Annotated in this window: 18 protein-coding genes and 1 tRNA gene; 15 read left to right on the top strand and 4 right to left on the bottom strand. The window is 67.6% G+C overall.

The features are described from left to right. The first annotated feature begins 39 nt into the window (after window positions 1-39). The 8 genes from KZX42_RS02585 to KZX42_RS02550 all read left to right on the top strand — a co-directional run bounded on the left by KZX42_RS02585 (window position 40) and on the right by KZX42_RS02550 (window position 8,981). Window positions 40-1,080 carry a rod shape-determining protein gene (locus tag KZX42_RS02585; protein WP_017504801.1) on the top strand — a complete coding sequence of 347 codons (1,041 nt, stop codon included), beginning with the start codon at window positions 40-42 and terminating at the stop codon, window positions 1,078-1,080. A 161-nt stretch (window positions 1,081-1,241) separates the two neighbouring features. After that, on the top strand, window positions 1,242-2,414 hold the full coding sequence (gene mreC / locus KZX42_RS02580) for a rod shape-determining protein MreC (protein ID WP_248116801.1): 1,173 nt from the start codon (window positions 1,242-1,244) through the stop codon (window positions 2,412-2,414). Continuing rightward, a complete protein-coding gene (locus KZX42_RS02575; RefSeq protein ID WP_248116799.1) occupies window positions 2,411-2,929 on the top strand; it encodes a hypothetical protein in 519 nt (172 codons plus the stop codon). Before mreC ends, KZX42_RS02575 begins: the two co-directional genes overlap by 4 nt. Then, a complete protein-coding gene (mrdA, locus tag KZX42_RS02570; RefSeq protein ID WP_248116797.1) occupies window positions 2,926-4,956 on the top strand; it encodes a penicillin-binding protein 2 in 2,031 nt (676 codons plus the stop codon). Before KZX42_RS02575 ends, mrdA begins: the two co-directional genes overlap by 4 nt. Further along, the gene (gene rodA / locus KZX42_RS02565) at window positions 4,953-6,107 is read left to right on the top strand and encodes a rod shape-determining protein RodA (RefSeq protein ID WP_248116795.1); all 1,155 of its coding nucleotides are present in this window, start codon (window positions 4,953-4,955) and stop codon (window positions 6,105-6,107) included. The genes mrdA and rodA overlap by 4 nt, the downstream gene beginning before the upstream one ends. A gap of 264 nt (window positions 6,108-6,371) precedes the next feature. Then, entirely contained in the window at window positions 6,372-7,553 is a 1,182-nt protein-coding gene (locus KZX42_RS02560) for an acyl-CoA dehydrogenase family protein (protein ID WP_248116793.1), read from the top strand. Window positions 7,554-7,579: 26 nt separating this feature from the next. Further along, window positions 7,580-7,858 (top strand): hypothetical protein, encoded by a 279-nt coding sequence (locus KZX42_RS02555; RefSeq protein WP_248116791.1) that lies wholly within the window; start codon window positions 7,580-7,582, stop codon window positions 7,856-7,858. 4 nt (window positions 7,859-7,862) lie between these two features. Beyond that, on the top strand, window positions 7,863-8,981 hold the full coding sequence (locus KZX42_RS02550; protein ID WP_248116789.1) for an acyl-CoA dehydrogenase: 1,119 nt from the start codon (window positions 7,863-7,865) through the stop codon (window positions 8,979-8,981). 8 nt (window positions 8,982-8,989) lie between these two features. Here the strand turns inward: KZX42_RS02550 and KZX42_RS02545 are convergent, their stop codons facing one another. Next, a complete protein-coding gene (locus tag KZX42_RS02545; protein ID WP_248116787.1) occupies window positions 8,990-10,309 on the bottom strand; it encodes an Hsp70 family protein in 1,320 nt (439 codons plus the stop codon). Window positions 10,310-10,385: 76 nt separating this feature from the next. After that, window positions 10,386-10,472, bottom strand: a tRNA-Ser gene (locus KZX42_RS02540). Between the two features lie 110 nt (window positions 10,473-10,582). Here KZX42_RS02540 and KZX42_RS02535 point away from each other — a divergent pair. From KZX42_RS02535 to KZX42_RS02515, 5 genes are read left to right on the top strand one after another with little or no spacing between them, the layout of a single operon-like run. Then, window positions 10,583-11,482 carry a septal ring lytic transglycosylase RlpA family protein gene (locus KZX42_RS02535; RefSeq protein ID WP_248116785.1) on the top strand — a complete coding sequence of 300 codons (900 nt, stop codon included), beginning with the start codon at window positions 10,583-10,585 and terminating at the stop codon, window positions 11,480-11,482. A gap of 38 nt (window positions 11,483-11,520) precedes the next feature. Next, window positions 11,521-12,153 (top strand): dTMP kinase, encoded by a 633-nt coding sequence (gene tmk / locus KZX42_RS02530; protein ID WP_248116783.1) that lies wholly within the window; start codon window positions 11,521-11,523, stop codon window positions 12,151-12,153. Continuing rightward, on the top strand, window positions 12,150-13,139 hold the full coding sequence (locus tag KZX42_RS02525) for a DNA polymerase III subunit delta' (RefSeq protein WP_248116781.1): 990 nt from the start codon (window positions 12,150-12,152) through the stop codon (window positions 13,137-13,139). The genes tmk and KZX42_RS02525 overlap by 4 nt, the downstream gene beginning before the upstream one ends. Continuing rightward, a complete protein-coding gene (locus KZX42_RS02520) occupies window positions 13,139-13,921 on the top strand; it encodes a TatD family hydrolase (protein WP_248116779.1) in 783 nt (260 codons plus the stop codon). Before KZX42_RS02525 ends, KZX42_RS02520 begins: the two co-directional genes overlap by 1 nt. Continuing rightward, window positions 13,918-14,712 (top strand): MBL fold metallo-hydrolase, encoded by a 795-nt coding sequence (locus KZX42_RS02515; protein ID WP_248116776.1) that lies wholly within the window; start codon window positions 13,918-13,920, stop codon window positions 14,710-14,712. Before KZX42_RS02520 ends, KZX42_RS02515 begins: the two co-directional genes overlap by 4 nt. Window positions 14,713-14,910: 198 nt before the next feature. Here KZX42_RS02515 and recG read toward each other — a convergent pair whose 3' ends face one another. Continuing rightward, window positions 14,911-16,998 carry an ATP-dependent DNA helicase RecG gene (gene recG / locus KZX42_RS02510; RefSeq protein ID WP_248116774.1) on the bottom strand — a complete coding sequence of 696 codons (2,088 nt, stop codon included), beginning with the start codon at window positions 16,996-16,998 and terminating at the stop codon, window positions 14,911-14,913. Window positions 16,999-17,144: 146 nt separating this feature from the next. Between recG and KZX42_RS02505 the strand changes: the two genes are divergently transcribed. Together KZX42_RS02505 and mfd are read left to right on the top strand one after the other, a co-directional pair. Then, on the top strand, window positions 17,145-17,471 hold the full coding sequence (locus KZX42_RS02505; protein ID WP_248116772.1) for a succinate dehydrogenase assembly factor 2: 327 nt from the start codon (window positions 17,145-17,147) through the stop codon (window positions 17,469-17,471). Then, entirely contained in the window at window positions 17,471-20,917 is a 3,447-nt protein-coding gene (mfd, locus tag KZX42_RS02500; protein WP_248116770.1) for a transcription-repair coupling factor, read from the top strand. The genes KZX42_RS02505 and mfd overlap by 1 nt, the downstream gene beginning before the upstream one ends. Window positions 20,918-20,927: 10 nt before the next feature. Here mfd and KZX42_RS02495 read toward each other — a convergent pair whose 3' ends face one another. Further along, on the bottom strand, window positions 20,928-22,235 hold the full coding sequence (locus KZX42_RS02495; protein WP_248116768.1) for a diguanylate cyclase: 1,308 nt from the start codon (window positions 22,233-22,235) through the stop codon (window positions 20,928-20,930). Window positions 22,236-22,365: the final 130 nt, after the last annotated feature.

Here is a 22,365-nt window from a genome sequence, read left to right as displayed (position 1 = left end):
TGAAGACGCCCTGGCCAGCTAACAACGGTATCGATTCCCATGAGTTTTTCCCTTTTCGGCGCGATTTCGAATGACATCGCGATGGACCTGGGCACCGCCAACACCCTGATCTACATGAAGGGCAAGGGCATCGTCTTGAACGAGCCTTCCGTCGTGGCGCTGAGAAACGTTGGCGGCCGCAAGGTGGTCCACGCCGTAGGGATAGAGGCCAAGCAGATGCTGGGCCGCACGCCGGGCCACATGGAAGCCATCCGCCCGATGCGCGACGGCGTCATCGCCGATTTCGAAGTCGCCGAAGAGATGATCAAGCACTTCATCCGCAAGGTGCATAACCGCAAGGGTTTCGTGAACCCCAAGATCATCGTCTGCGTGCCATCGGGCGCCACGGCGGTCGAGCGCCGCGCGATCAACGACAGCTGCCTGAACGCCTCGGCCCGCCGCGTGGGCCTGATCGACGAGCCGATGGCCGCCGCGATCGGCGCCGGCCTGCCCATCCACGAGCCGACCGGCTCGATGGTCGTCGACATCGGCGGGGGCACGACGGAAGTCGCCGTGCTGTCGCTGTCGGGCATCGTCTATTCGCGTTCGGTCCGCGTCGGCGGCGACAAGATGGATGACAGCATCATCAGCTACATGCGTCGCAACCATAATCTGCTGATCGGCGAAACGACCGCCGAACGCATCAAGAAGGACATCGGCACCGCCCGGATCCCGGCCGACGGCGAAGGCCTGTCGATCGAGGTCAAGGGCCGCGACCTGATGCAGGGCGTGCCGCGCGAAGTCCGTATCTCGGAGCGCCAGGCCGCCGAAGCCCTGGCCGAGCCGGTGACGCAGATCATCGAGGCCGTGAAGGTCGCGCTGGAAGCCACCCCGCCGGAACTGGCCGCCGACATCGCCGACAAGGGCATTATGCTGACCGGCGGCGGCGCTCTGCTGCGTGGCCTGGATGTCGAAATCCGCGACCATACCGGCCTGCCGGTCTCGGTGGCTGACGATCCGCTGTCGTGCGTGGCCATCGGCTGCGGCCGCGTGCTGGAACATCCGCGCTGGATGAAGGGCGTGCTCGACTCCGCGCTCTGATCTCGCGGTTCGACCCCATGGCGGCCGGGTGAAAGCTTGGCCGCAAATCCTTGCCCGACCTGCACGATCACGGTTCCATTCCGGCCTTGATTTTGCGATAGGCAGGGCGTGCGGCGGGTGGCGTCCCGCCGATTCCAATCCTTTTGAGTGAAAGGTCGCCCGTGGCGTTTCGCGACGGACCTTTTGAGAACATCAAGGTGCCGCTGGTCTGGACCGCCGCGGTGGTCGCAGTCGTGGCCATCGTCGGGGCCGTGGTGTTGTTGCTGGGCGACCGGCCGACGGCCGAGGGCGGCTCCAGCGTTGGCGCGGCGCGCGGCGGGTTCGAGACGGCCGCCGGGCCGGTCGGCGGCGTTCTGGCGGCGCCCGTGCGCTGGGCCGGAGGCGTGCGCGACTATATCGGCGGCTATTTCTTCGCGATCGGCGAGAACCGTCGATTGAAGGCCGAAAACGCCGAACTGCGTGAATGGCGCGACCAGGCGATCGCCCTGAAGAACGTCAACAGCCGCTACGAAGCCATGCTGGGCCTGCGGGTCGAACCGGCGGTGGCCATGGCGACGGGGCGGGCGATCTCTGACGCGCGCGGCCCGTTCAATCGCGCCAAACTGCTGGACGTCGGTTCGGCCCAGGGCGTGCGGATCGGCAATCCGGTCATCAGCGAACACGGCCTGGTCGGACGGATCACGGGCGTCACCCCGCGCGTCAGTCGGATGGTTCTGCTGACCGACGTGGCGTCGCGCACGCCGGTCATGATCGAACGCACCGACGCGCGCGCCATGTTGACCGGCGACGGCGGCGACAGCCCGCGTCTGGAGTTCATCCGTGGCGCCGGGGCGGTGCAGGCAGGCGACCGTATCCTGAGTTCGGGCGACGGCGGCGGCCTGCCGCGCGGCCTGCCGATCGGCGTGGCGGCCAAGGGCGTGGACGGCGCCTGGCGCGTCAAACTGTTCAGCGACCACGGCGCGGTGGATTATGTGCGGGTGCTGCTGTTCCAGAGCTTCGGCCAGCTGGTCAGCCCCGAGGCGTTGAACGCGCCGCCGCTGGCGGGCCTGACCACGGCGCCGGAGCCGAACGCGGCCGAACTGAGCGCCATTCGCGACGCCGCTGCGCGTCGTCAGGCCGCCCAACAGGCCCAGGCCCAGCAACAGGCCGAGCGGGCGAGGGCCGCCGCCGCCGTCGCTGAATCCCCTCCGGCCGCTCCGCCTGCGGCCGCCACGACCCGTACGGCGCCGTCAACGCCTCGGCCGTCTGCACGAACGCCGCAGACGCCGGCCGCCAACCCCGCTGTCCCGGCAGGGACGCCCGCGCCCGCGCCGGCGCCGGGGGGGGCGCTGTGAGACGGCCGGTCGCGGTTCGCGTCGTCGGGCCCCTGCAGTGGATCGTCTATCCGGCCTTGGCCGCCGTGGCCGCCACTGTCGTTCTGGCGACTCCGGTGCAGGTGTTCGGTCTGCATCTGCCCGAGCCGGTCGCGCCGATGATCCTGGCCTTCGCTTGGCCGCTGATCCGGCCGTCGATGACGGCGCCGGCGGTGCTGTTCGCGCTGGGCCTGTTTCTGGACCTGTTCTGGAACGCGCCCTTGGGGCTGTGGGCGCTGTGCCTGATGGCGGTCTATTTCACGGTCCTGATGTCGCGCAGCCTGATGGCGGGGCATGAGAGGCTGATCCGGTTCGGCGCCTATGCGGCGTGCACGCTGGGCGCTTTTGGACTGGCCTATATGATCGTGGCGGTGCGGGCGGCCAATGCGCCGGCCATCGTGCCGCTGATCGCGCAGATCGCGCCGACGCTGATGCTGTATCCAGTGGCCAACTGGATGCTGGACCGGTTCGATGACGGGGATATTCGGTTCCGATGAGCGGCGAACCCTCCATCTTCTTCGAAGACGTCAACGAGCGGCAGGGCTCCTTCCTGCGGCGCACCTTCATCGTGGGCGGGGCCACGGCGCTGGGGATCACGGCGCTGATCGGCCGGCTGGGCCAACTGCAGGTCGTGCAGGCCCAGGAATATGCGACCCTGTCGTCCCAAAACCAGTTCAACTTCCGCATGGTCCCGCCGCCGCGCGGTCTGATCAAGGACCGCAACGGCGTCGTCATCGCCGGCAACCGGCCCAGCTTCCGCGTGCTGGTCGTGCGCGACGAGACCAAGGATCTGGACCAGACGCTGGACCTCTTGGGTCAGGTTCTGCCCGACACGCTGGAGCGCCGCCGCGCCATCATCCGCGACGTCAATGCGGCGTCCAAGTTCAACCCGGTGCCGGTCAAGAGCGACCTGACCTGGGAGGAGTTCGCCAAGGTCAATCAGTACGCCAACGAACTGCCCGGCGTGATGGTGGATATGAACGAGGCCCGCTACTATCCGTTCGGCGGGGCCTTCGCTCACGTCGTCGGCTATGTGGCCAAGGTGTCGGACCGCGACGTCAAGGCGTTGCGCGACAAGGGCCAGCAGCCGCCGCCGCTGCTGTTCAACCCCAGCTTCCGCATCGGGCGCCAAGGCGTAGAAAAGGCGCTGGACCTGTCGCTGCGCGGCGAACCGGGCGGCAACCGGGTCGAGGTCGATGCGCGCGGGCGCGTGGTCGCCGAGGACATCGGCGGATCGCGCCCGGCCGTCCCCGGCAAGGAAGTCGTGCTGACGCTGGACGCCGACGTGCAGAACCGGGCGCTGGAGGTGTTCGGCGACGAATCAGGCGCTTGCGTCGTGATGGACGTGCGCAACGGCGACATCCTGTGCATGATGTCGGCGCCGTCGTTCGATCCGAACCTGTTCGTCGGCGGGGTGCCGACCAAGACCTATCGCGCCCTGGCCGACTATGAGCGCAAGCCGCTGCTGGACAAGACGATCAACGGCACCTTCCCGCCCGGATCGACGTTCAAGCCGACAACGGCGCTGGCCCTGCTCGAAGCCGGGGTCGATCCCAACATCACCGTGGTCTGCACCGGCGCCTATCGCACCGGCAACCGGGTGCAGCGCTGCTGGGGCCGCCACGGCGTGCAGAACATGCACAACGCCATCAAGAACTCTTGCGACGTCTATTTCTACGCCATGTGCAACCGGGCGGGCGTGGATAATATCCGCAAGGCGGCGCTGGCGGTCGGGTTCGAACACACCTTCGACATCGGGGTGGACAATCAGAAGAAGGGGCTGCTGCCCTCGACCGAATGGAAGGCGCGGACCTTCCCGCGCGATCCGGTCTGGCACCCCGGCGAGACGACCTCTGTCGCCATCGGCCAGGGGGCGATCACCGTCAACGCCCTGCAACTGGCGGTCATGACCTCGCGTCTGGCCAACGGCAAGAAGGCGTTGCAGCCGCGTCTGATCAAGTCCATCGGCGGGGTGGAACAGCCCAGCGGCGCCGAGGCGCCCGACCTGCCGTTCAAGCCCGAACATATCGAATATGTGCGCCAGGGCATGATCGCGGTGGCGAACGACCGATCCGGCACCGCCTATCGCCAGAGTCAGCTGGGCCTGGGCGATATCCAGATGGCCGGAAAGACCGGCACGGCCCAGGTGCGCAACTATGGCACCGGCTCACGCAAGAGCGACATCTGGGCGCTGAAGGACCACAATCTGTTCGTCGCCTTCGCCCCGGTGGATGCGCCGCGCTATGCGGTGGCGGTCATCGTCGAACACGGGGGCAAGGGCGGGGCCACGGCCGGCGCGCCGCGCGCGCGCGAGGTGATGCGCACGGTCCTGCTGAAGGACCCGGACATGCGCGCCCGCATCGAACGGCCCCTGCCGCCCGAGCCGACCGGCGACGCCATCGTCGAGGACGGGGTGGTGGGCGCGGCGCCCGAGCCGGACGTGGTCGCCGCCCCTGAGCCGACGCGCACGACCCCCGGCGCGACCAGCGGCCCGCGCCCCTATCTGTCCGAGCCGGGCCGTTGACCGCCTCGGCCCTGTCGCGACCCGGCGAGCGCGAGCGCGTCTCGACCAAGCTGGGTCAGATCGATTGGCGGCTGACGGCGCTGCTGTGCGTGGTCGCCGGCACCGGCGCCCTGATGCTGTATTCGGTGGCGGGCGGATCGTGGTCGCCGTGGGCGGCCAAACACCTGATCCGCTTCGGCATGTGCCTGGCGCTGATGCTGGCGCTGTCGTTGATCACCATCCGCTACTGGTTCGCCCTGGCCTATCCGATCTATGGGCTGGCGCTGGTTCTGCTGGCGCTGGTGGAGACGCCGCTGGGGTATCATGCGTTGGGGGCGACGCGCTGGCTGGATCTGGGTTTCACCCGCATCCAACCGTCGGAGATCATGAAGATCGGCGTCGTTCTGGCCTTGGCCCGCTGGTATCACGGCGCCTCGGCCAAGGAGGCCAGCTTCCACTGGAAGCTGATCTTCCCGGTCGGGATCATCGGCCTGCCGTTCCTTCTGGTCGCGCACCAGCCGGACCTGGGCTCGGCCATGCTGATCGGCCTGACGGGGGCGGCGATGATGTTCGTGGCGGGACTGAGCTGGCGGATCATCGTGCCGCTGATCGTAGCGGCGGCGGTGCTGGTTCCGCCCTATGTCATGTTCGGGATGCACGACTATCAGCGCCACCGCGTGCTGACCTTCCTGAGCCCCGAGGCCGATATGGCGGACAAGGGCTATCAGATCGTGCAGTCAAAGATCGCCATGGGGTCGGGCGGGCCGCTGGGGCGCGGCTTCGGTCTGGGCAGCCAGAGCCAGTTGGAGTTCCTGCCCGAACGCCAGACCGACTTCATCTTCGCCGCCTTCGCCGAGGAGTTCGGCTTCGTGGGCACCTTCACCCTATTGGCCTGCTATGCCGCCATCATCCTGATCTCGCTTAGGATCGCGTCGCTGTCGCACAGTCACTTTGGACGATTGGCGGCGTCGGGGGTTACGGCGACCTTCGCCCTGTATGTGTTGATCAACGGGGCGATGGTGATGGGGCTGGCGCCTGTCGTCGGGGTGCCGATGCCGCTGTTGTCCTATGGCGGCACGGTGATGCTGACGGTGATGATCGGCTTTGGGCTGGTCATGGCCACGCGCGTCCACCGCTATGCCGAACTGCCCAAGGGGCATGGGCTGATCTGACGTTATGTCAGCCAGAGAATGGTCGTTTTAGACGGAACCGCCTTGCAGTTCCGACTGAACCCAGAATCAGGCTCTCGCCGAAACCTGGAGCCTGATTCACCGCATCGATGAAATCGCGAAGCGATTCCATCTCATCGGATCAGGCTCTAGGTGATCGGCATTCAGGTTTCGCTTCCTAAGCGGGCGATTTCGAAGATAAGCTCGTTTCCAACGATCTTTTCGCGGCGGTTGAGGCCGTCAGCGGGGACGAAAGGGAGACGATGCATGACCGACCTGGAGCGCTTCCGCGCCGAGACCCGCGCATGGCTGGCTGACAACTGCCCGGCCGAGTGTCGCGGGCCGATGGCCGACGACGAGATGATCTGGGGCGGGCGAAATCCGACGTTCAAGACCCCGGCGCACAAACAATGGCTGGAGCGGATGGGCGCGCGCGGTTGGACCGCGCCGGAATGGCCGAAGGAATACGGCGGCGGGGGGCTCAGCCGCGAGGAGGCCAAGGTGCTCGCCTCGGAACTGCGGCGCATCAAGGCGCAGCCGGCCCTGGCCAGTTTCGGCGTCTGGATGCTGGGCCCGGCGCTGCTGGCCTTCGGGACCGAGGAACAGAAGACGCGGTTCCTGCCCGAGATCGTGCGCGGCGAGATTCGTTGGTGCCAGGGCTATTCCGAGCCGGGCGCCGGGTCGGACCTGGCGTCGATCCAGACGAAAGCTGAAGATCGGGGCGACCACTGGATCGTCAACGGCCAGAAGATCTGGACCTCCTATGCCGACAAGGCCGACTGGATCTTCTGCCTGGTGCGGACGGACCCGGATGCGCCTAAACATCTGGGCATCAGCTTCGTGCTGTTTGACATGAGGACGCCGGGCGTGACGACGCGGCCGATCACCCTCATCAGCGGCAAGTCGCCCTTCTGCGAGACCTTCTTCGACGATGTGCGGGTGGAGAAGGCGAACCTGGTCGGGACGCTGAACCGGGGCTGGGATGTGGCCAAATATCTGCTGGCGCACGAACGGACCATGATCGGCGCGATGGGCGAGGTCGGCGGCGGGCGGCCGGTCGGGCAGGTGGCGCTGGACGCCATCGGGGCCGACGAAGCCGGGCGACTGGACGAGCCGATGCTGCGCGCCCGAATCGCGGACCTGGAGATCGACGCCGCCGCCTTCCGCTTGGCGATGGAGCGGGTCGGGGATCAGGTGAAGGCCAAACAGGCGCATCCGGCCATCGCCTCCATGCTGAAATACTATGGGTCCGAGCTGAACAAGCGGCGGCACGAACTGCTGATGGCGGCAGGCGGGGCCGATGCGCTGGAATGGGAGGGCGAGCGTTCGCATGACGGCAAGGCGGCGCGCGACTGGCTGCGGACCAAGGCCAACTCCATCGAGGGCGGGACCAGCGAGGTTCAGTTGAACATCATCGCCAAACACCTGCTGCAGCTGCCGGGAGCGTGAAGGTGACAGGCGTAATAGAACGGCCTTTGCCTTTCGGTATCGCGGTAGTCGGCGTCGTTCTCAGCGGGATGCTGAGCTTCTTCATGCTGACGCCTATGGGATGGGGCATGTCTTGGAGCGAACTTGCACCGACTTGGAGCGCCAAGTTTTTCTTTCTCGCGCCCGGGGTGGCTTTAATTGTCGCCGGGCTGGCAAAATTCTCGCCACGACCGTCACCATCGCAGGAAGTCGCCCTCCTGGCGTCACCCGCTTATCAGGCGATCTATCTCGCCTTCTCATACTTCGCTGCGCAGTCAGGAGACTGAACCCATGCCCCTGATCCTGACCGAAGAACAGACGATGTTGCAGGACGCCGCCGACGGCTTCCTGAACGAGAACGCCCCCATCGCCCATCTGCGAAGGCTGAGGGACGACCGCAATCCCGACGGCGTGTCGCGCGACCTGTGGCGCGCGTTCGGAGAGATGGGGTTCGCCGGCGTCATCATCCCCGAGGCGATGGGCGGCATGGGGCTGGGCGCCGTCGAGGCCGGAGTGATCGCCGAGAGCCTGGGGCGCACCCTGACGCCGTCGCCGTTCATGGGGTCGTCGGTCCTGTCGGCCAAGGTTCTGATGGACGCAGGATCGGAGGCGCAGCAGGGCTGGTTGCCCCGGATCGCGGCGGGCGAAGCGATCCTGGCCCTGGCGGTGGACGAGGGCGCCAAACACGCGCCGTCGCGCATCGCCACGCGGGCCGAGCGGGCGGGCAACGGCTTCAGGCTGAACGGCGCCAAGGCGTTCGTGCTGGACGGCCATGTGGCGGACGCCCTGATCGTGGTCGCCAGGGCGGAGGAGGGCGTGACCCTGTTTCTGGTCGATCCGGCGACGGCGGGCGTGGCGGTCGAACGCACGGCCATGGTGGACGCGCACAACGCCGCGCGCATCACCCTGACCGACGTGTCGGTCGACGCCGATGCGGTGATCGGCGACGTGGGGCAGGGCGAGGCGCTGCTGGACGGCGCCCTGACGCTGGGCCGGGCCTGCGCGGCCTCCACCCTGACCGGGGCGGGCGACCAGGCGTTCAAGGTCACGATGGACTATCTGCGGACCCGCAAGCAGTTCGGCAAGCTGATCGGCGAGTTCCAAGCGCTGCAGCACCGGGCGGCGCATCTGTTCTCGGAACTGGAACTGGCGAGGGCGGCGACGCTGGGTGCGCAACTGGCCATCGACGAGGGGCGGGATAACGCCTCGCTGGCCGCGTCCATCGCCAAGGCCAAGGCCGGCCGCGTCGCCGAACTGGCGGTGCAGGAAGCGGTGCAGATGCACGGCGGCGTCGGTATGACCGACGAGTTCGACGTCGGTCTGTTCATGAAGCGGGTACGGGTGCTGAACGAACTGCTGGGAGACCCCGGGTTCCACGCCGAACGGGTGGCGCGGGCGCAGGGGTTTTAGGTTCGGTTCTAGACGACCTTTTCGCTCCACAGGTCCAGATCGGGTTCGCGGCCTATCAGGGCCAGACCGGCGGCGATGGATTCGAATTCGCCGCCCGTTTCGATGCGGTCTTGGCCGAAACGGTTCTGGAAAATGGCGCGAACGGCTGGCACGAACGAGGTGCCGCCGGTCAGGAAGACCCGGTCGATGCCGTCTGGCGCCAGCCCCGCGCGCGCCATCGCCTGATCCACGGCGCCTTCGATGGCGTGCAGTTCCGGCGCGATCCAGCCCTCGAACTCCACGCGTGCGACCGGCTTTTCGATGTGCACGTCACCGGCGTGGAAGCGGAAGGTGGCCGTGTCATTGGCGGACAGGGCCATCTTGAGGGTCGACACGGCCCGGTACAGGTCGTGGCCGTGGTTGTCGTCCAGCACTTCGATCAGGCGTTCGATCTTCTCCGGCTCCAGCGCGGTGCGGGCCAGGGCCCGGATGTCGCGCATGTCGCGCGATGCGCGCAACAGGGCCAACTGGTCCCAGCGGGCGAAGGCGGAATAATACCGCTGCGGGATCGGCAATTGCTTTCCGACCGAGCTGTACAATCCGCCCTTGCCCAGTTCGGGCGACACCAACTGGTCGATGATCCGATAGTCGAAGGCGTCGCCCGCCACGCCGACGCCCGAACGGGCCAGGGGCGTCGAGCGCAGACCGTCGTCCGTCCGCTCGAACCTGATGATGGAGAAGTCGCTGGTGCCGCCGCCGAAATCGGCGACCAAGACCGTGGCGTCCTGCGTCAGCTTGCGTGCGAAGTAGAAGGCGGCTCCCACCGGCTCATGGGCGTAGCGGATGTCGGTGAAGCCGAGCCGCTGGAAGGCCGCCTGATAGCGTCCCAAGGCCAGCGCCTCGTCGGGATTGCCGCCGGCGAAGGTGACCGGACGACCCACGACCACGGCCGGCGGCATGGCGTCCAGCGCGTCGCCCGCATGATGACGCAGCCGCAGCAGAAAGGCCGCTAGCAGATCCTCGAAGGCGTAGCGCTTGTTGTCGATGCGGGTTTCGGTGAAGGCGGCGCTGGCGGCGAAGGTCTTGAACGACTGGATGAACCGTGTGTCCAGCGGATCCTCGACATAGGCGGCGATGGCCCAGGGCCCGGCCTCGACCACCCGCTCGGGCGGCTGGCCGTCCACGCCGGGATGGGTCTGGAAGCTGAGCGCCGAACGGAAGGTGGTGGTCTGACCTTCCACCGCGTCGAACGTCGCCAGATGGGCGACGCCGTCCGCATCGCTCAAGGCCACGACCGTATTGGTCGTGCCGAAGTCGATGCCGATGGTCATCGGTTTCGTCGCCGTCATGGCCGCGCTCCTGAAAGGGGAGCCGGTTCCTAACGTCCGGGCGGGCAGACGCAAGGGCTTAAGACATGGGAGACGGCGGAAGCGGTGGGATTCGAACCCACGGACGGCTCACACCGTCGCTGGTTTTCAAGACCAGTGCCTTAAACCACTCGGCCACACTTCCTCGCCGCGTCGAGCGGAGCGGACGCCATAGCAGGGGAAGGGGACGTTAACCAAAGCGGAAATGTCTTCGTTCATCCTGTTTTTAACAGCGACGGAGACGAGGCGAGGCGGATGACGGCTGGACGATGGATGCGCGGCGCCCTGGTGCTGGGGCTGTTCTCGCTGCTGGCGGCCTGTTCCAGCTTGGGGGGCGCGCGCGGGGCGGGCGGCATCCCGGTCGTCAAGGATCCGGCGCCTATCGTTTCGGGCACGATGCGGCCCTATCAGGTGCGCGGGCGCTGGTACACGCCCAAGGACCAGCCGAACTATGACGAGGTGGGCATGGCGTCCTGGTATGGCGACGCCTTCAACGGCCGCCCGACCTCGACCGGAGAGCGGTTCGACATGCACGCCCTGACCGCGGCGCATAAGACCCTGCCGCTGCCGGGCCTGGTGGAGGTGACCAATCTGAACAACGGGCGGCGGATCGTGGCGCGGGTCAACGACCGCGGCCCGTTCGTGGATGGGCGCATCATCGACCTGTCGCGCGAAGCGGCGGACGAACTGGATATGCGGCGCGACGGCGTGGCGCGGGTGCGGGTGCGCTATCTGGGCCAGGCGCCGCGTTTGGGCGGCGGCACGGTCCTGAGGGCCGAGGCCCCGAGGACGGGCGAGCCGCATACCGTGCAGATGGCGAATGTTCAGCCCGCGCCGATCCAGACGACGCCTCAACCCTATTACACGCCACAACCACCCTATACGCCGCCGCCGGCCTATGCGCCGCCGCAGGCCGTTCCGACGCCGGTCGCCCCCATTGGCGGATCCTATTGGGTGCAGGCGGGCGCCTTCCGCGATCCGGGTGCGGCCCAGCGAATCGCCGAACGGCTGGGCGCGCGGGCCAAGGTGGACGAGACCGGCGGCGGATACCGGGTTCTGGTCGGACCTTGGATCGATCAGGCGGCGGCCGAGAGCGCCCGTCAGGCGGTCATGGCGCGCGGATATGCCGACGCCCTGTTGATATCCGGCGGCTAAGGCTTGCCACCCGCGCCCGGGACGCCATTAGTGCGCCCGTGACCCGTGGACGTTTCATAAGCTTCGAAGGCGGCGAGGGCGCCGGCAAGTCGACCCAGGTCGGGCGACTGGTCGAGCGGCTGAAACCCGTGCTGGGCGACCGGCAGGTGGTGCGCACGCGCGAACCCGGCGGATCGAAGGGCGCCGAGGTGATCCGCAACTTGGTGGTGGCCAACGAGGCCGAGCCGTGGTCGGCCATGACCGAGACCCTTTTGATGTATGCGGCCCGGTCCGATCATCTGGAGCATACGGTGAGACCGGCGCTGGAGGCCGGCGACTGGGTGGTGTGCGATCGGTTCGCCGACAGCAGTCGCGCCTATCAGGGCGCGGGCGGCGGCGTGGCCCAGAGCTTCATCGAACAGATCGACGCCGGCGTGGTCGGCGCGGACCAGCCGGACCTGACCCTGATCTTCGATCTGCCGGTCGAGGTGGGGCTAGAGCGTGCGTTCGGGCGCGGCCTGTTCGAGACGCGGTTCGAATCCAAGGGGCTAGCCTTCCATCAGCGTCTGCGGGAAGGGTTCCTGAGGATCGTAGAGGCGCATCCCGAACGGTGCGTGCTGATCGATGCGGTCGGTTCGCTGGACGAGGTGGAGGCGCGGGTCTGGCGGGCGGTTCAGGACCGGCTGCTGTGAGCGAGGATCATCCTCGCGACCGATTCGATCTGGTCCCCGATGCGGCGGCCGAGGCGGCGTTTTTGGACGCTTGGGAGCGGGGGCGGCTGCATCATGCCTGGCTGTTGTGCGGGGTCGAGGGCGTGGGCAAGGCGACCTTCGCTTATCGCGCGGCGCGGCGTCTGCTGGGGGCTGCGGCCGATCCAGCGCGCGGGCCCTTGGGAGCGCGGCGCGACGATTCGGTCAGTCGGCTGATCTCGGCCCAGGCCCACCCCGATCTCCTGGTGCTGGAGCGGCTGGTCGAAGGGGGCAAGACCAAGAAGTCGATCTCGGTCGACCAGTCGCGCGAACTGCCGGAGTTCTTCTCCAAGAGCCCGTCTCAGGCCCAACATCGGGTGGCGATCATCGATGCCGCGGACGACCTGAATGTCAACGCCGCCAACGCCTTGCTGAAGGTTCTTGAAGAGCCGCCCGAGCGTGGGGTGCTGTTTCTGGTGACCCATGCGCCAGGAAGGCTGCTGGCGACCATCCGCTCGCGGTGTCGGCGGCTGAGTTTCCCGATCTGGACGCCGGATCGGCTGGAGGCGTTGGTTCGTAACCGGACGGGCGTTGAGCGCGAGGACGCCGAACACGCGGCGGCCATGGCGGGCGGATCGCCGGGCGCGGCCCTGGCGTTGGCTTCGGGCGGGACGTTCGAGATGGATCAACTGGCGCGGCGCTGGGTGGAGGGCGACATCGACCGGGCCGAGGCCCTTGCGGTCGCCGACAAGTTCCGGGGCGCCGAAGGGCAGGAACGGTTCGAAGTGCTGATGGACCGACTGATTTCGGCGGTGAAGATGCGGGCGCTGGGCGGCGGGTCCGGCGGCCATCGCTGGGCCGATCTGTGGGAGCGGCTGCAGCCCCTGCCGGAACGGACGGCGGGTTTGAACCTGGATCGCGGCGACGTGCTGGCCGGCGCCCTGGCGGACATCCGCCGGGTTCAGGTCCAACAGGGGGGGATGGGCTGATGCTGATCGACAGCCATGTGAACCTGCATGCGCCGCAGTTCGACGAGGACCGGGACGCCGTTATCGCGCGGGCGCGCGAGGCGGGCGTCGGGCTGATGGTCGAGATTTCGGACAAGCTGACGACCTTCGAGGCGACCCATGGGATCGCCATGGCGCATGACGACATCTGGTGCACGGTGGGGGTCCATCCGCACGAGGCCAAGGATGCGGCGGACCTGACGGCGGCGACCCTGATCGAACTGGCGCAGCGGCCCAAGGTGGTGGGGATCGGCGAGTGCGGCCTGGATTTCCACTATGACCTCAGCCCGCGCGAGATTCAGGCCGCGGTGTTCCGCCAGCATGTGGCTGCCGCGCGAGAAACCGGTCTGCCGCTGGTGATCCATACCCGAGAGGCGGACGAGGTGATGACGGATATCCTGCGCGAGGAATGCGCCGCCGGGCGGTTCAAGATGTTGATGCACTGCTACACGAGCGGGCCGCAACTGGCGAAGTTTGCTGCGGAAATGGGGGCGTGGTTCTCGGTGTCCGGCATCGCCACCTTCAAGGCGGCCGAGGATGTGCGGGCGGTCATTCGCGACATGCCGGGCGACCGGATCATCGTGGAGACCGACTGCCCCTATCTGGCGCCCATTCCGCATCGGGGGCGGCGCAACGAGCCGGCCTATATCGGTCATGTGATGGACAAGCTGGCTGAAATTCGGGGCTGGACCGCCGAGGAGGCGGACCGGATCACGACCGAGGCCTTCTTCGGCCTTTTTGACCGGATACCGAGATCGGCATGAGTTTCGAGGTCGTCATCCTGGGTAGCGGATCGTCAGGCGGCGTGCCGCGCGGCGACGGCGACTGGGGCGCCTGTGATCCGGGCGAGCCCAGGAACCGTCGCACGCGCTGTTCGATGCTGGCCCGCAAAGCCGGAGCGGACGGCGTGACCAATGTCCTGATCGACACCTCGCCGGACCTGCGCGAGCAGATGCTGGCGAGCGGGACTATGCACGTCGACTCCGTGCTCTACACCCACGATCATGCCGACCAGACGCATGGGATCGACGATCTGCGCACCTTCGCCGCGCGGGCGCGAAAGCGGATTCCAGCCTGGATGGACGCGGCGACGCGGACGTCGCTGACGCATCGGTTCGACTATATCTTCGCGACCAAGCTGGGCTATCCGCCGTTGCTGGAGGCGCACACGATTCCGCCGCATGGCGAAGCGTGGTCGGTCGAGGGGGCGGGCGGCGCGGTCCCGGTCACGACCTTCGATCAGGCGCACGGACCGATCCGGTCGGTAGGGTACCGGCTGGGCGACATGGCCTATTCCAGCGACGTGTCGGACCTGGACGAGGCGGCCCTGAAAGCTGTGGCGGGCTGCCAGCTGTGGATCGTGGACGCCCTACGGTACACGCCCCACCCGACCCACGCCCATCTGGACCAGGCGCTGGAATGGATCGCCGCCGCCGATGTGGAGCAGGCGGTGCTGACCAACCTGCATATCGACATGGATTACAAGGCGTTGTCGGCGCTTGTTCCGGCGAATGTCGAAGTTGGTTTCGATGGGTGGAGCGGGATAATCGGTTAAGGACCGGATCGTTTCCAGGCGCGAAGTTGAACCCAAAAAAACAGTCCAACGAGTCCAACTTACCAACGATGTCAAAGACCGATCCACAAGACTAACACGGCCTGGGGCTAGGTTGGGTCGAATGACGCTGCTGCGGCGCACGTCCCTGACTGGATTCGGCTTTTCCTACCCGATTAGGATGGAGAGCCGCGCCGCCTGTCAGTCCGACCCCGCCTTATGGCCTTTCCAGTCGAATAGCTCCTCCAACACCTGCACCGCCTGGCCGCGTTCGGAGGTCAGATCGGGGTCGCGGTTCAGGATCAGTCGGGCGTCGTCGGCTGCGGCCAGCATCAGGGTGCGGTGCTTGATCGGGTCGGCGAAACGGTAGGCGGGAAACCCGCTCTGTTTCAGGCCCAGCGGGTCGCCGCCGCCGCGCAGGCGGAAATCCTCCTCCGCGATGACGAAGCCGTCCTCGGTGCGGCGCAGAGTGTCGAGCCGCTCTTTCGCCGTGTCACCCAGGCCCCCGTCCTGTCCGCCATACAGGAGGATGCAGGCGCTGGCCTTGGCGCCGCGACCGACGCGACCGCGCAGCTGGTGCAACTGGGCCAGGCCGAAACGGTCGGCGTGTTCGATCACCATGATTGAGGCGTTGGGGACATCGACCCCGACCTCGACCACCGTGGTCGCCACCAGAACCGGCCGGCGGCCATCGGCGAAGTCGGCCATGACCGCCTCGCGCTCGGCGCCGGGCATCTGGCCGTGGGCCAGGCCGACCTCGACCCCCAGCAAGCGGCGAAGGTCGTCGGCGCGGTCGACGGCGGCGGCGAGGTCTATGGCTTCCGATTCCGCGACCAAGGGGCAGATCCAATAGGCCTGGGCGCCGCTTTCGACAGCGGTCTTCAAACGGGCGGCGACCTCGCCGATGCGGGCCAGGGGCAGGACGGCGGTGGTGACGGGGGTGCGGCCGGGCGGCTTTTCCATCAGGCGGCTGACCTCCAGTTCGCCGTACTGCGTCAACTCAAGCGTGCGGGGGATGGGGGTGGCTGACATGGTCAGCAGGTGAACGGCGCCCAGACGCGGGTCGCCCTTGGCCTGAAGACGCTGGCGCTCGCTGACGCCGAAACGGTGCTGTTCGTCGATGACGGCCAGGGCCAGCCGGTCGAAACGCACGGCGTCCTGGAACAGGGCGTGGGTGCCGATGGCGACCTGGGCCTGGCCCGATGCGAGGGCGGCCAGTTTCTCGCGCCTTTGGCCGTTGGTGTCGCGGCCGGTCAGCAGGACAGCGTCGACGCCCGCGCTTCCCAGCAGGGGACCCAGCTTCTCGTAGTGCTGGCGCGCCAGAATTTCGGTCGGCGCCATCAGGGCGGACTGGAAACCGCTGGACGCCGCGTCGGCTAGGGCGAGAGCGGCGACGGCGGTCTTGCCGGAACCCACATCGCCCTGCAGCAGACGGCCCATCTGTTTGCCGCCGGCCAGATCGCGGCGGATTTCCGCGACAGCCTGGGCCTGAGCGTTTGTCAGCTGGAAGGGCAGGGCCTGAAGCAGATGGTCGGACGCCGCGCCCGGCGCGATGACGGGCGCGGGCTTGATCTCTCTCGCGCGACGGCGGCGGGCCAGGGCCAACTGGTGGGCCAGGAATTCGTCATAGGCCAGGCGCTGACGGACAGGCGCTTCGGGCGACAGGTCAGGTTCGCCCGCGGGGGCGTGCAGGGCGTCCAGCGCGGCGCGCCAGGACAGCCAGCCCTGCTTCTTCAGCCAGGCCGCATCCTGCCATTCGGCCAGATTCGGCGCGGCGGGCAGGGCGGCCTGGACCAGTTTGCGAAGCTGGCGCGAGGTCAGTCCTTGGGTCGCCGGATAGACGGGTTCGGAGGCGGGGATGTCGGCGGCCTTGTCCAGCGCGGCGATGTCGGGATGGACGATCTGGACCTCGCCATTGAAGCGCTCGACCTTGCCCGAGACCAGCCGCGTCTCACCACGCGGCAGCAGTCGGTCGATGTGCTGGGCCGATCCGCCGAACCAGACCAGGTGGACGAAGCCGGTGGGGTCGGTCGCCCGCACCTTCAGCGGGGCGCCTGGCCGGCTGGGGACGAACATCCGGTCGATGGTCACCTCGAAGACGCCGACCTCGCCGTCCACCGCGTCGGCGGCCTGCATCGGACGGCGGACGATGACGCCCGACGGCGACAGGAAGACCAGATCGCGCACCAGCGGCCCGGCGACCTTCTGCACCAGGGGCAGGGCGCGCGGACCCACGCCCTTCAGGGTCGAAACCTCGGCGAACAGGGGAAAGAGACTCGGCGGGCGCATCGCGGGGAACATAGCGTGACCATGACGGGTGGCGAAACAGGGCGAGGAACGCTATCTGCGCTTCTTCCATTTCGGGTGCGCCATCGCTCGCCACGCGGCGGATCGCTGCTTGAGCGCACCGGCATATTCAACGGGCAAGGATTCTTGTGGCCGAAATCGACGCGCGCCCCGAAGGCGAAATGACCCAGGACCGCAAGCAGCGCCTGGGCCGCATCCAATTCCGCTCCTGGCGCCGGGGGTTCCGCGAGGCCGACATGGTGCTGGGTCCATTCTCGGACCAGGTGGCGCCGACCCTGACCGACGCCGAGCTGGACCTGTTCGAGCGGCTGATCGAGGAGGAGGATCAGTGGCTCTATGGCTGGATCATCGAGCGTGAGCCGACGCCGCCCGAGTTCGAGACGCCGGTGATGGCCAAGGTGCGCGCCTTCATGCGCGCCCATGTCGCCGCCGAAGTCAGCAAGGGTATCGGTTGATGGATCAGCAGGTGATGCGGACCGACGCCGACCTGGGGGGGGCGCCGGAGGGGCTGGACGCCCTGATTACGGCCGAGCGTCTGAAGGCGGCGGGCGACGTCGCCCTGTTCGTCGCGCGGGATTATCAGCGGTCGGGCGCCTTCGTTCAGGCGTTTAAGTTCTTCTCGCAAGATATTGAAGTGCTGGAGTATCCGGCCTGGGATTGCCTGCCCTATGACCGGCTGAGCCCCACGGCGGGCATTGCGGCGCAGCGGATGGCGACCCTGACGCGGCTGGCGCAACGCAAGCCGGACGACGCGCCGGTGCTGGTCGTCACGACGATTTCGGCAGCCATGCAGCGCACGCCGCCCCGGTCCGTGACCCTTCAGGCCGGTTTCGAGACCAAGGTCGGCCGCGACCTGGATATTCAGGCGCTGGAGCGGTATTTCGCCGCCAACGGCTATGTCCGCGCCTCCACCGTTTCGGAACGCGGGGAGTTCGCCGTGCGCGGCGGGGTGGTGGACGTCTATCCGCCCGGCTTCGCCGAGCCGGTGCGGCTGGATATGTTTGGCTCCGAACTGGAATCGATCCGCACCTTTGATCCCGAGACACAGCGTTCGACGGGGCAGATGAAGGCCGTGTCGCTGGCGCCGGTGTCGGAGGCCCTGCTGGACGCCGCCGCCATTTCGCGCTTCCGCACCGGATACCTGAACCTGTTCGGGGCGCCGGGAGACGATCCTTTGTATGCGACGATCAGCGAGGGCGCGCGGCGTCAGGGCATGGAGCAGTGGCTGCCGTTGTTCTACGACGGCCTGGACACCCTGTTCGACTATCTGCCGGATCAGGCGCAGGTGTTTCTGGACAATCAGGTCGAGACGGCGCGTGGCGAGCGTTGGGACCTGATCGCCGACGCCTATGAGGCGCGCGCGGAGGCGGCGAAAGCGAAGGGGGGCGCAGTCGCCAATCGCGCCCTGCCGCCGAAGCAACTCTATATGGACGCGGGCGACTGGAATCAGGCGCTGGCGGGCCGGGCGGTGCGGCGGTTCACGCCCTTCTCTAACGGCAGCGAGGACGCGGGCGGACGGCTGGGCCGAACCTTCGCGGCCGAACGGGCGCAGGACAGCGTCAATCTGTTCGAAGCTGTCGCCGCCCACGCCCAGACGCTGAAAGGCGAGGGCAAGCGGGTGTTGTTCGCCAGCTGGACCGAAGGCTCGTCCGAGCGACTGGCGACCATGCTGGCCGACCATGGGCTGGATCACATCGTCGCCGTGCGCGACTGGGCCGATGTGCAGTCGGCGCCCGAGGACCTGTATCTGCGGGGCGTCCTGCCGGTCGAACATGGCTTCGTCACCGACGATGTGGCCGTAATCTCCGAAACCGACATCCTGGGCGACCGTCTGGCGCGGCCCCGGAAGAAGCGCCGGGCCTCGAACTTCCTGGCCGAGGCCTCGGCCCTGACGACCGGCGATCTGGTCGTCCACCTGGATCACGGCATCGGCCGTTACGAGGGCCTGAAGACGCTGGATATCCAGCAGGCGCCGCACGACTGCCTGGAGCTGATGTACGCCGGGGAGAGCAAACTGTATCTGCCGGTCGAGAACATCGACCTTCTGACCCGTTACGGCTCGGATTCCGAAGGGGCTCAGCTGGATCGGCTGGGGGGCGCGGGCTGGCAGGCGCGCAAGGCCAAGGCCAAGGAGCGGCTGCGCGCCATGGCCGAGGGGCTGATCGCCCTGGCCGCCAAGCGCGCGCTGCGCGAGACGGAGGCCGTCACCCCGCCGCCCGGTCTGTTCGCCGAATTCTGCGCGCGCTTCCCGTATGAAGAGACCGACGACCAGTTGAACGCCATCGGCGACGTGCTGGAAGACCTGGGCAAGGGCGTGCCGATGGATCGCCTGATCTGCGGCGACGTCGGCTTCGGCAAGACGGAGGTTGCGCTGCGGGCGGCTTTCGTGGTGGCCATGACGGGGCAACAGGTGGCCGTGGTGGCCCCGACCACCCTGCTGGCGCGTCAGCACTTCAAGACCTTCACCGAACGGTTCGCCGGCTGGCCGGTCAAGGTGCGTCAGCTGTCGCGGATGGTGACGGGCAAGGAGGCGACGGAGACGCGGGCGGGCCTGAAGGACGGCTCGGTCGAGATCGTGGTCGGCACCCATGCGGTCCTGGCCGAACAGGTCGGGTTCCGCGACCTGGGCCTGGTGATCGTGGACGAGGAGCAGCATTTCGGCGTCAAGCACAAGGAGAAGCTGAAGACGCTTCGGGCCGACGTGCATCTGCTGACCCTGACCGCCACGCCGATCCCGCGCACCCTGCAGATGGCCCTGACCGGAATTCGCGAGATGTCGATCATCGCCACCCCGCCGGTCGACCGCCTGGCGGTGCGAACCTATGTGACGCCATGGGATCCGGTGCTGGTGCGCGAGGCCCTGCTGCGCGAGAAATATCGCGGCGGTCAGGCCTACTATGTCGCGCCGCGCCTGAAAGACCTGCCGGACATCGAGAAGTTCCTGCGCGAACAGGTCCCCGAAGTGAAGTTCGTCGTCGGCCACGGCCAGATGAGCGCGACCCAGCTGGAGGAGGTGATGAGCGCCTTCTACGACGGGGAGTACGACGTGCTTGTCTCGACCACCATCGTCGAAAGCGGGCTGGATATTCCGACGGCCAATACGCTGGTCGTGCACCGGGCCGACATGTTCGGCCTGGCTCAGCTTTATCAGATTCGGGGACGGGTCGGGCGGTCCAAGGCGCGAGCCTTCGCCTATCTGACCACCGATCCGATCAAGCCCATGACCCTGTCGGCCGAGCGGCGTCTGCAGGTGCTGCAGTCGCTGGACAATCTGGGCGCCGGTTTCCAACTGGCCAGCCACGACCTGGATCAGCGCGGCGGCGGCAATCTGCTGGGCGACGAACAGTCGGGCCATATCCGCGAGGTCGGCGTCGAACTGTACCAGCAGATGCTGGAGGACGCGGTCGCCGAGCTGAAGGAGAAGGGCGAGGGCGTGACCGTGGATCGCGGCTGGTCGCCGTCTATCAACGTTGGGGCTTCTGTCCTGATTCCAGAAGATTACGTGCCGGACCTGAACGTGCGTCTGAGCCTTTACCGCCGTCTGTCCGACGCCGAGCGGAGCGAGGATCGCGAAGCCCTGGCCGCCGAGCTGATCGACCGTTTCGGACCTTTGCCCGACGAAGCGCAGCAACTGCTGAAGATCGTCGGCATCAAGGCCAATTGCCGCAAGGCCTGTATCGAAAAGATCGACATCGGCCCACGCGGCGCGGTTCTGACCCTGCGCGACAACAGCTTCCCCAATCCCGTTGGGCTGGTGGGGCTGATCCAGAAGAACCAGGCCTTCTGGAAGATCAGGCCGGATCAGAAGATCGTGGTGTCGGGCGATTGGCCCACGGCGGAAGATCGACTGAAGGTGGCGGAACGGATCACCGCCGATCTGGCGCGGGTGGCGGGGGTGTAGACGCCCGCCGTCAGCGCGTCTTCTCGAACAGGTCGGCGGATGCCCGTTCCAGAAGGGCGGCGGCGCTTTCGTCGGGGCGCATCTCGGCGGCGCCGACGTCGAACTCTGCCACGAACGGCGAACGATCAGGGCCAGCGTCGAAAGCGGTGCAGCCGATGACGGCGGCGATCCGTTCGGCCGCCAGGCGCGCCGGCTCGGCATGGGTGGCGGGCAGGGCGAGGGCGAAGACCTCCTTGGCCAGACGCGCCGGCGTATCCTCGACTCGGACAAGGCGCGAGACCATGGCCCCGATCTGGGGCATGGCGCGGTCCAGCCAGCCGCCCTGCCGCGCCCAGGTGACCGCCTCGGTCTCTCGCACCCGCAGGACGCAGACGGAAAGCGGGCGCTTGCGCGCGCGCGACGCCTCGGCCACGCGGGCCAGGTGGCTGGCGAACAGTTCGGGCGTGAACAGGCCCGTCTCTGGGTCCATCAGCTCCAGACCACGCACCGAATCCAGCGTCTTTCGAATGCCAAGGTGGGTGCGGTGGGCGCCGGCCAGGGCCAGGATCCGCTCGGCCGTCTCGCCTTCCGGCGTATCGACCGAGGCGACATCGGCGAAGCCGCGATTGAACAGCTCCGACAGGCTGATCTCGTTCTTGCCGCGCAGATAGAGCATCAGCGGGATGTGGTAGAGGCGGGTGTTGCGCTTCATGCCCGCCGCAATGGACAGGGCGGGCGCGTGATCCTGGGCGCCCCACAGGACGGCGGCGTCGAACGGGCTTTCGTGCAGATAGTCGAAGGCGGTGTAGGGGGTAGGGGCCGCGATCACCTCAACGCCGGCAGCGGTCAGGGCGTTGGACAGGGCCAGGAAACGGCGGTCGGCCACCCCGGCGGCCAGCACGCGCAGAGGACCGTCGTCCTGGGTGCGGGCGTCCAGGGTGACGCCGCGCGTGGCGAAGGTGGTGACGCGCAGGCGAAACTCCTCCTCGGCGATGGCGGCGCGGCCCAACTGCTCCAGCCGAAGCGCCGCCTGGGCCGGGTGCGGCGGAACGGACATGGTCATGTCGGCGCCGCCGATGCTGTCGGGGCGGGCGCCGATCACCAGAATGGGCAGGCGACGCGGTTCGGCGGCGGCGCGCAGACGCAGAGCAACGTCCTCGCCCATGCCGTCGATGTCGACGACGGCGGCTTCCAGCGGGAAATCCTTCAGCGTCATCTCGCCCGAGACGACGTCGCGCGCCGTCACCGTGCGCCATCCCAAGGCGTCCAGCCCGGCGGCGAGCGGCCCGATCCGGCCGTCGTCGGCCGCCAGGATCAATACACGCGCGTCGAAAGCCAAGCCGGTCGTCTCCGTAGCCCCTTAAGCCCAAGCTGGGCGAGAAGCGGGCGGACCATAACGACGAGGGTGTTAAGGATGCAATGTCACGCCGCGTCGCATCGTGGCGGGATCGTGGAAAGACCGTCCTCAC

The sequence above is a fragment of the Brevundimonas sp. EYE_349 genome (assembly GCF_023147505.1).
In the GTDB taxonomy this organism is placed as follows: domain Bacteria; phylum Pseudomonadota; class Alphaproteobacteria; order Caulobacterales; family Caulobacteraceae; genus Brevundimonas.
Note: the sequence above shows the minus strand (reverse complement) of the source record. Positions and strands in the feature narration are given on the sequence as shown.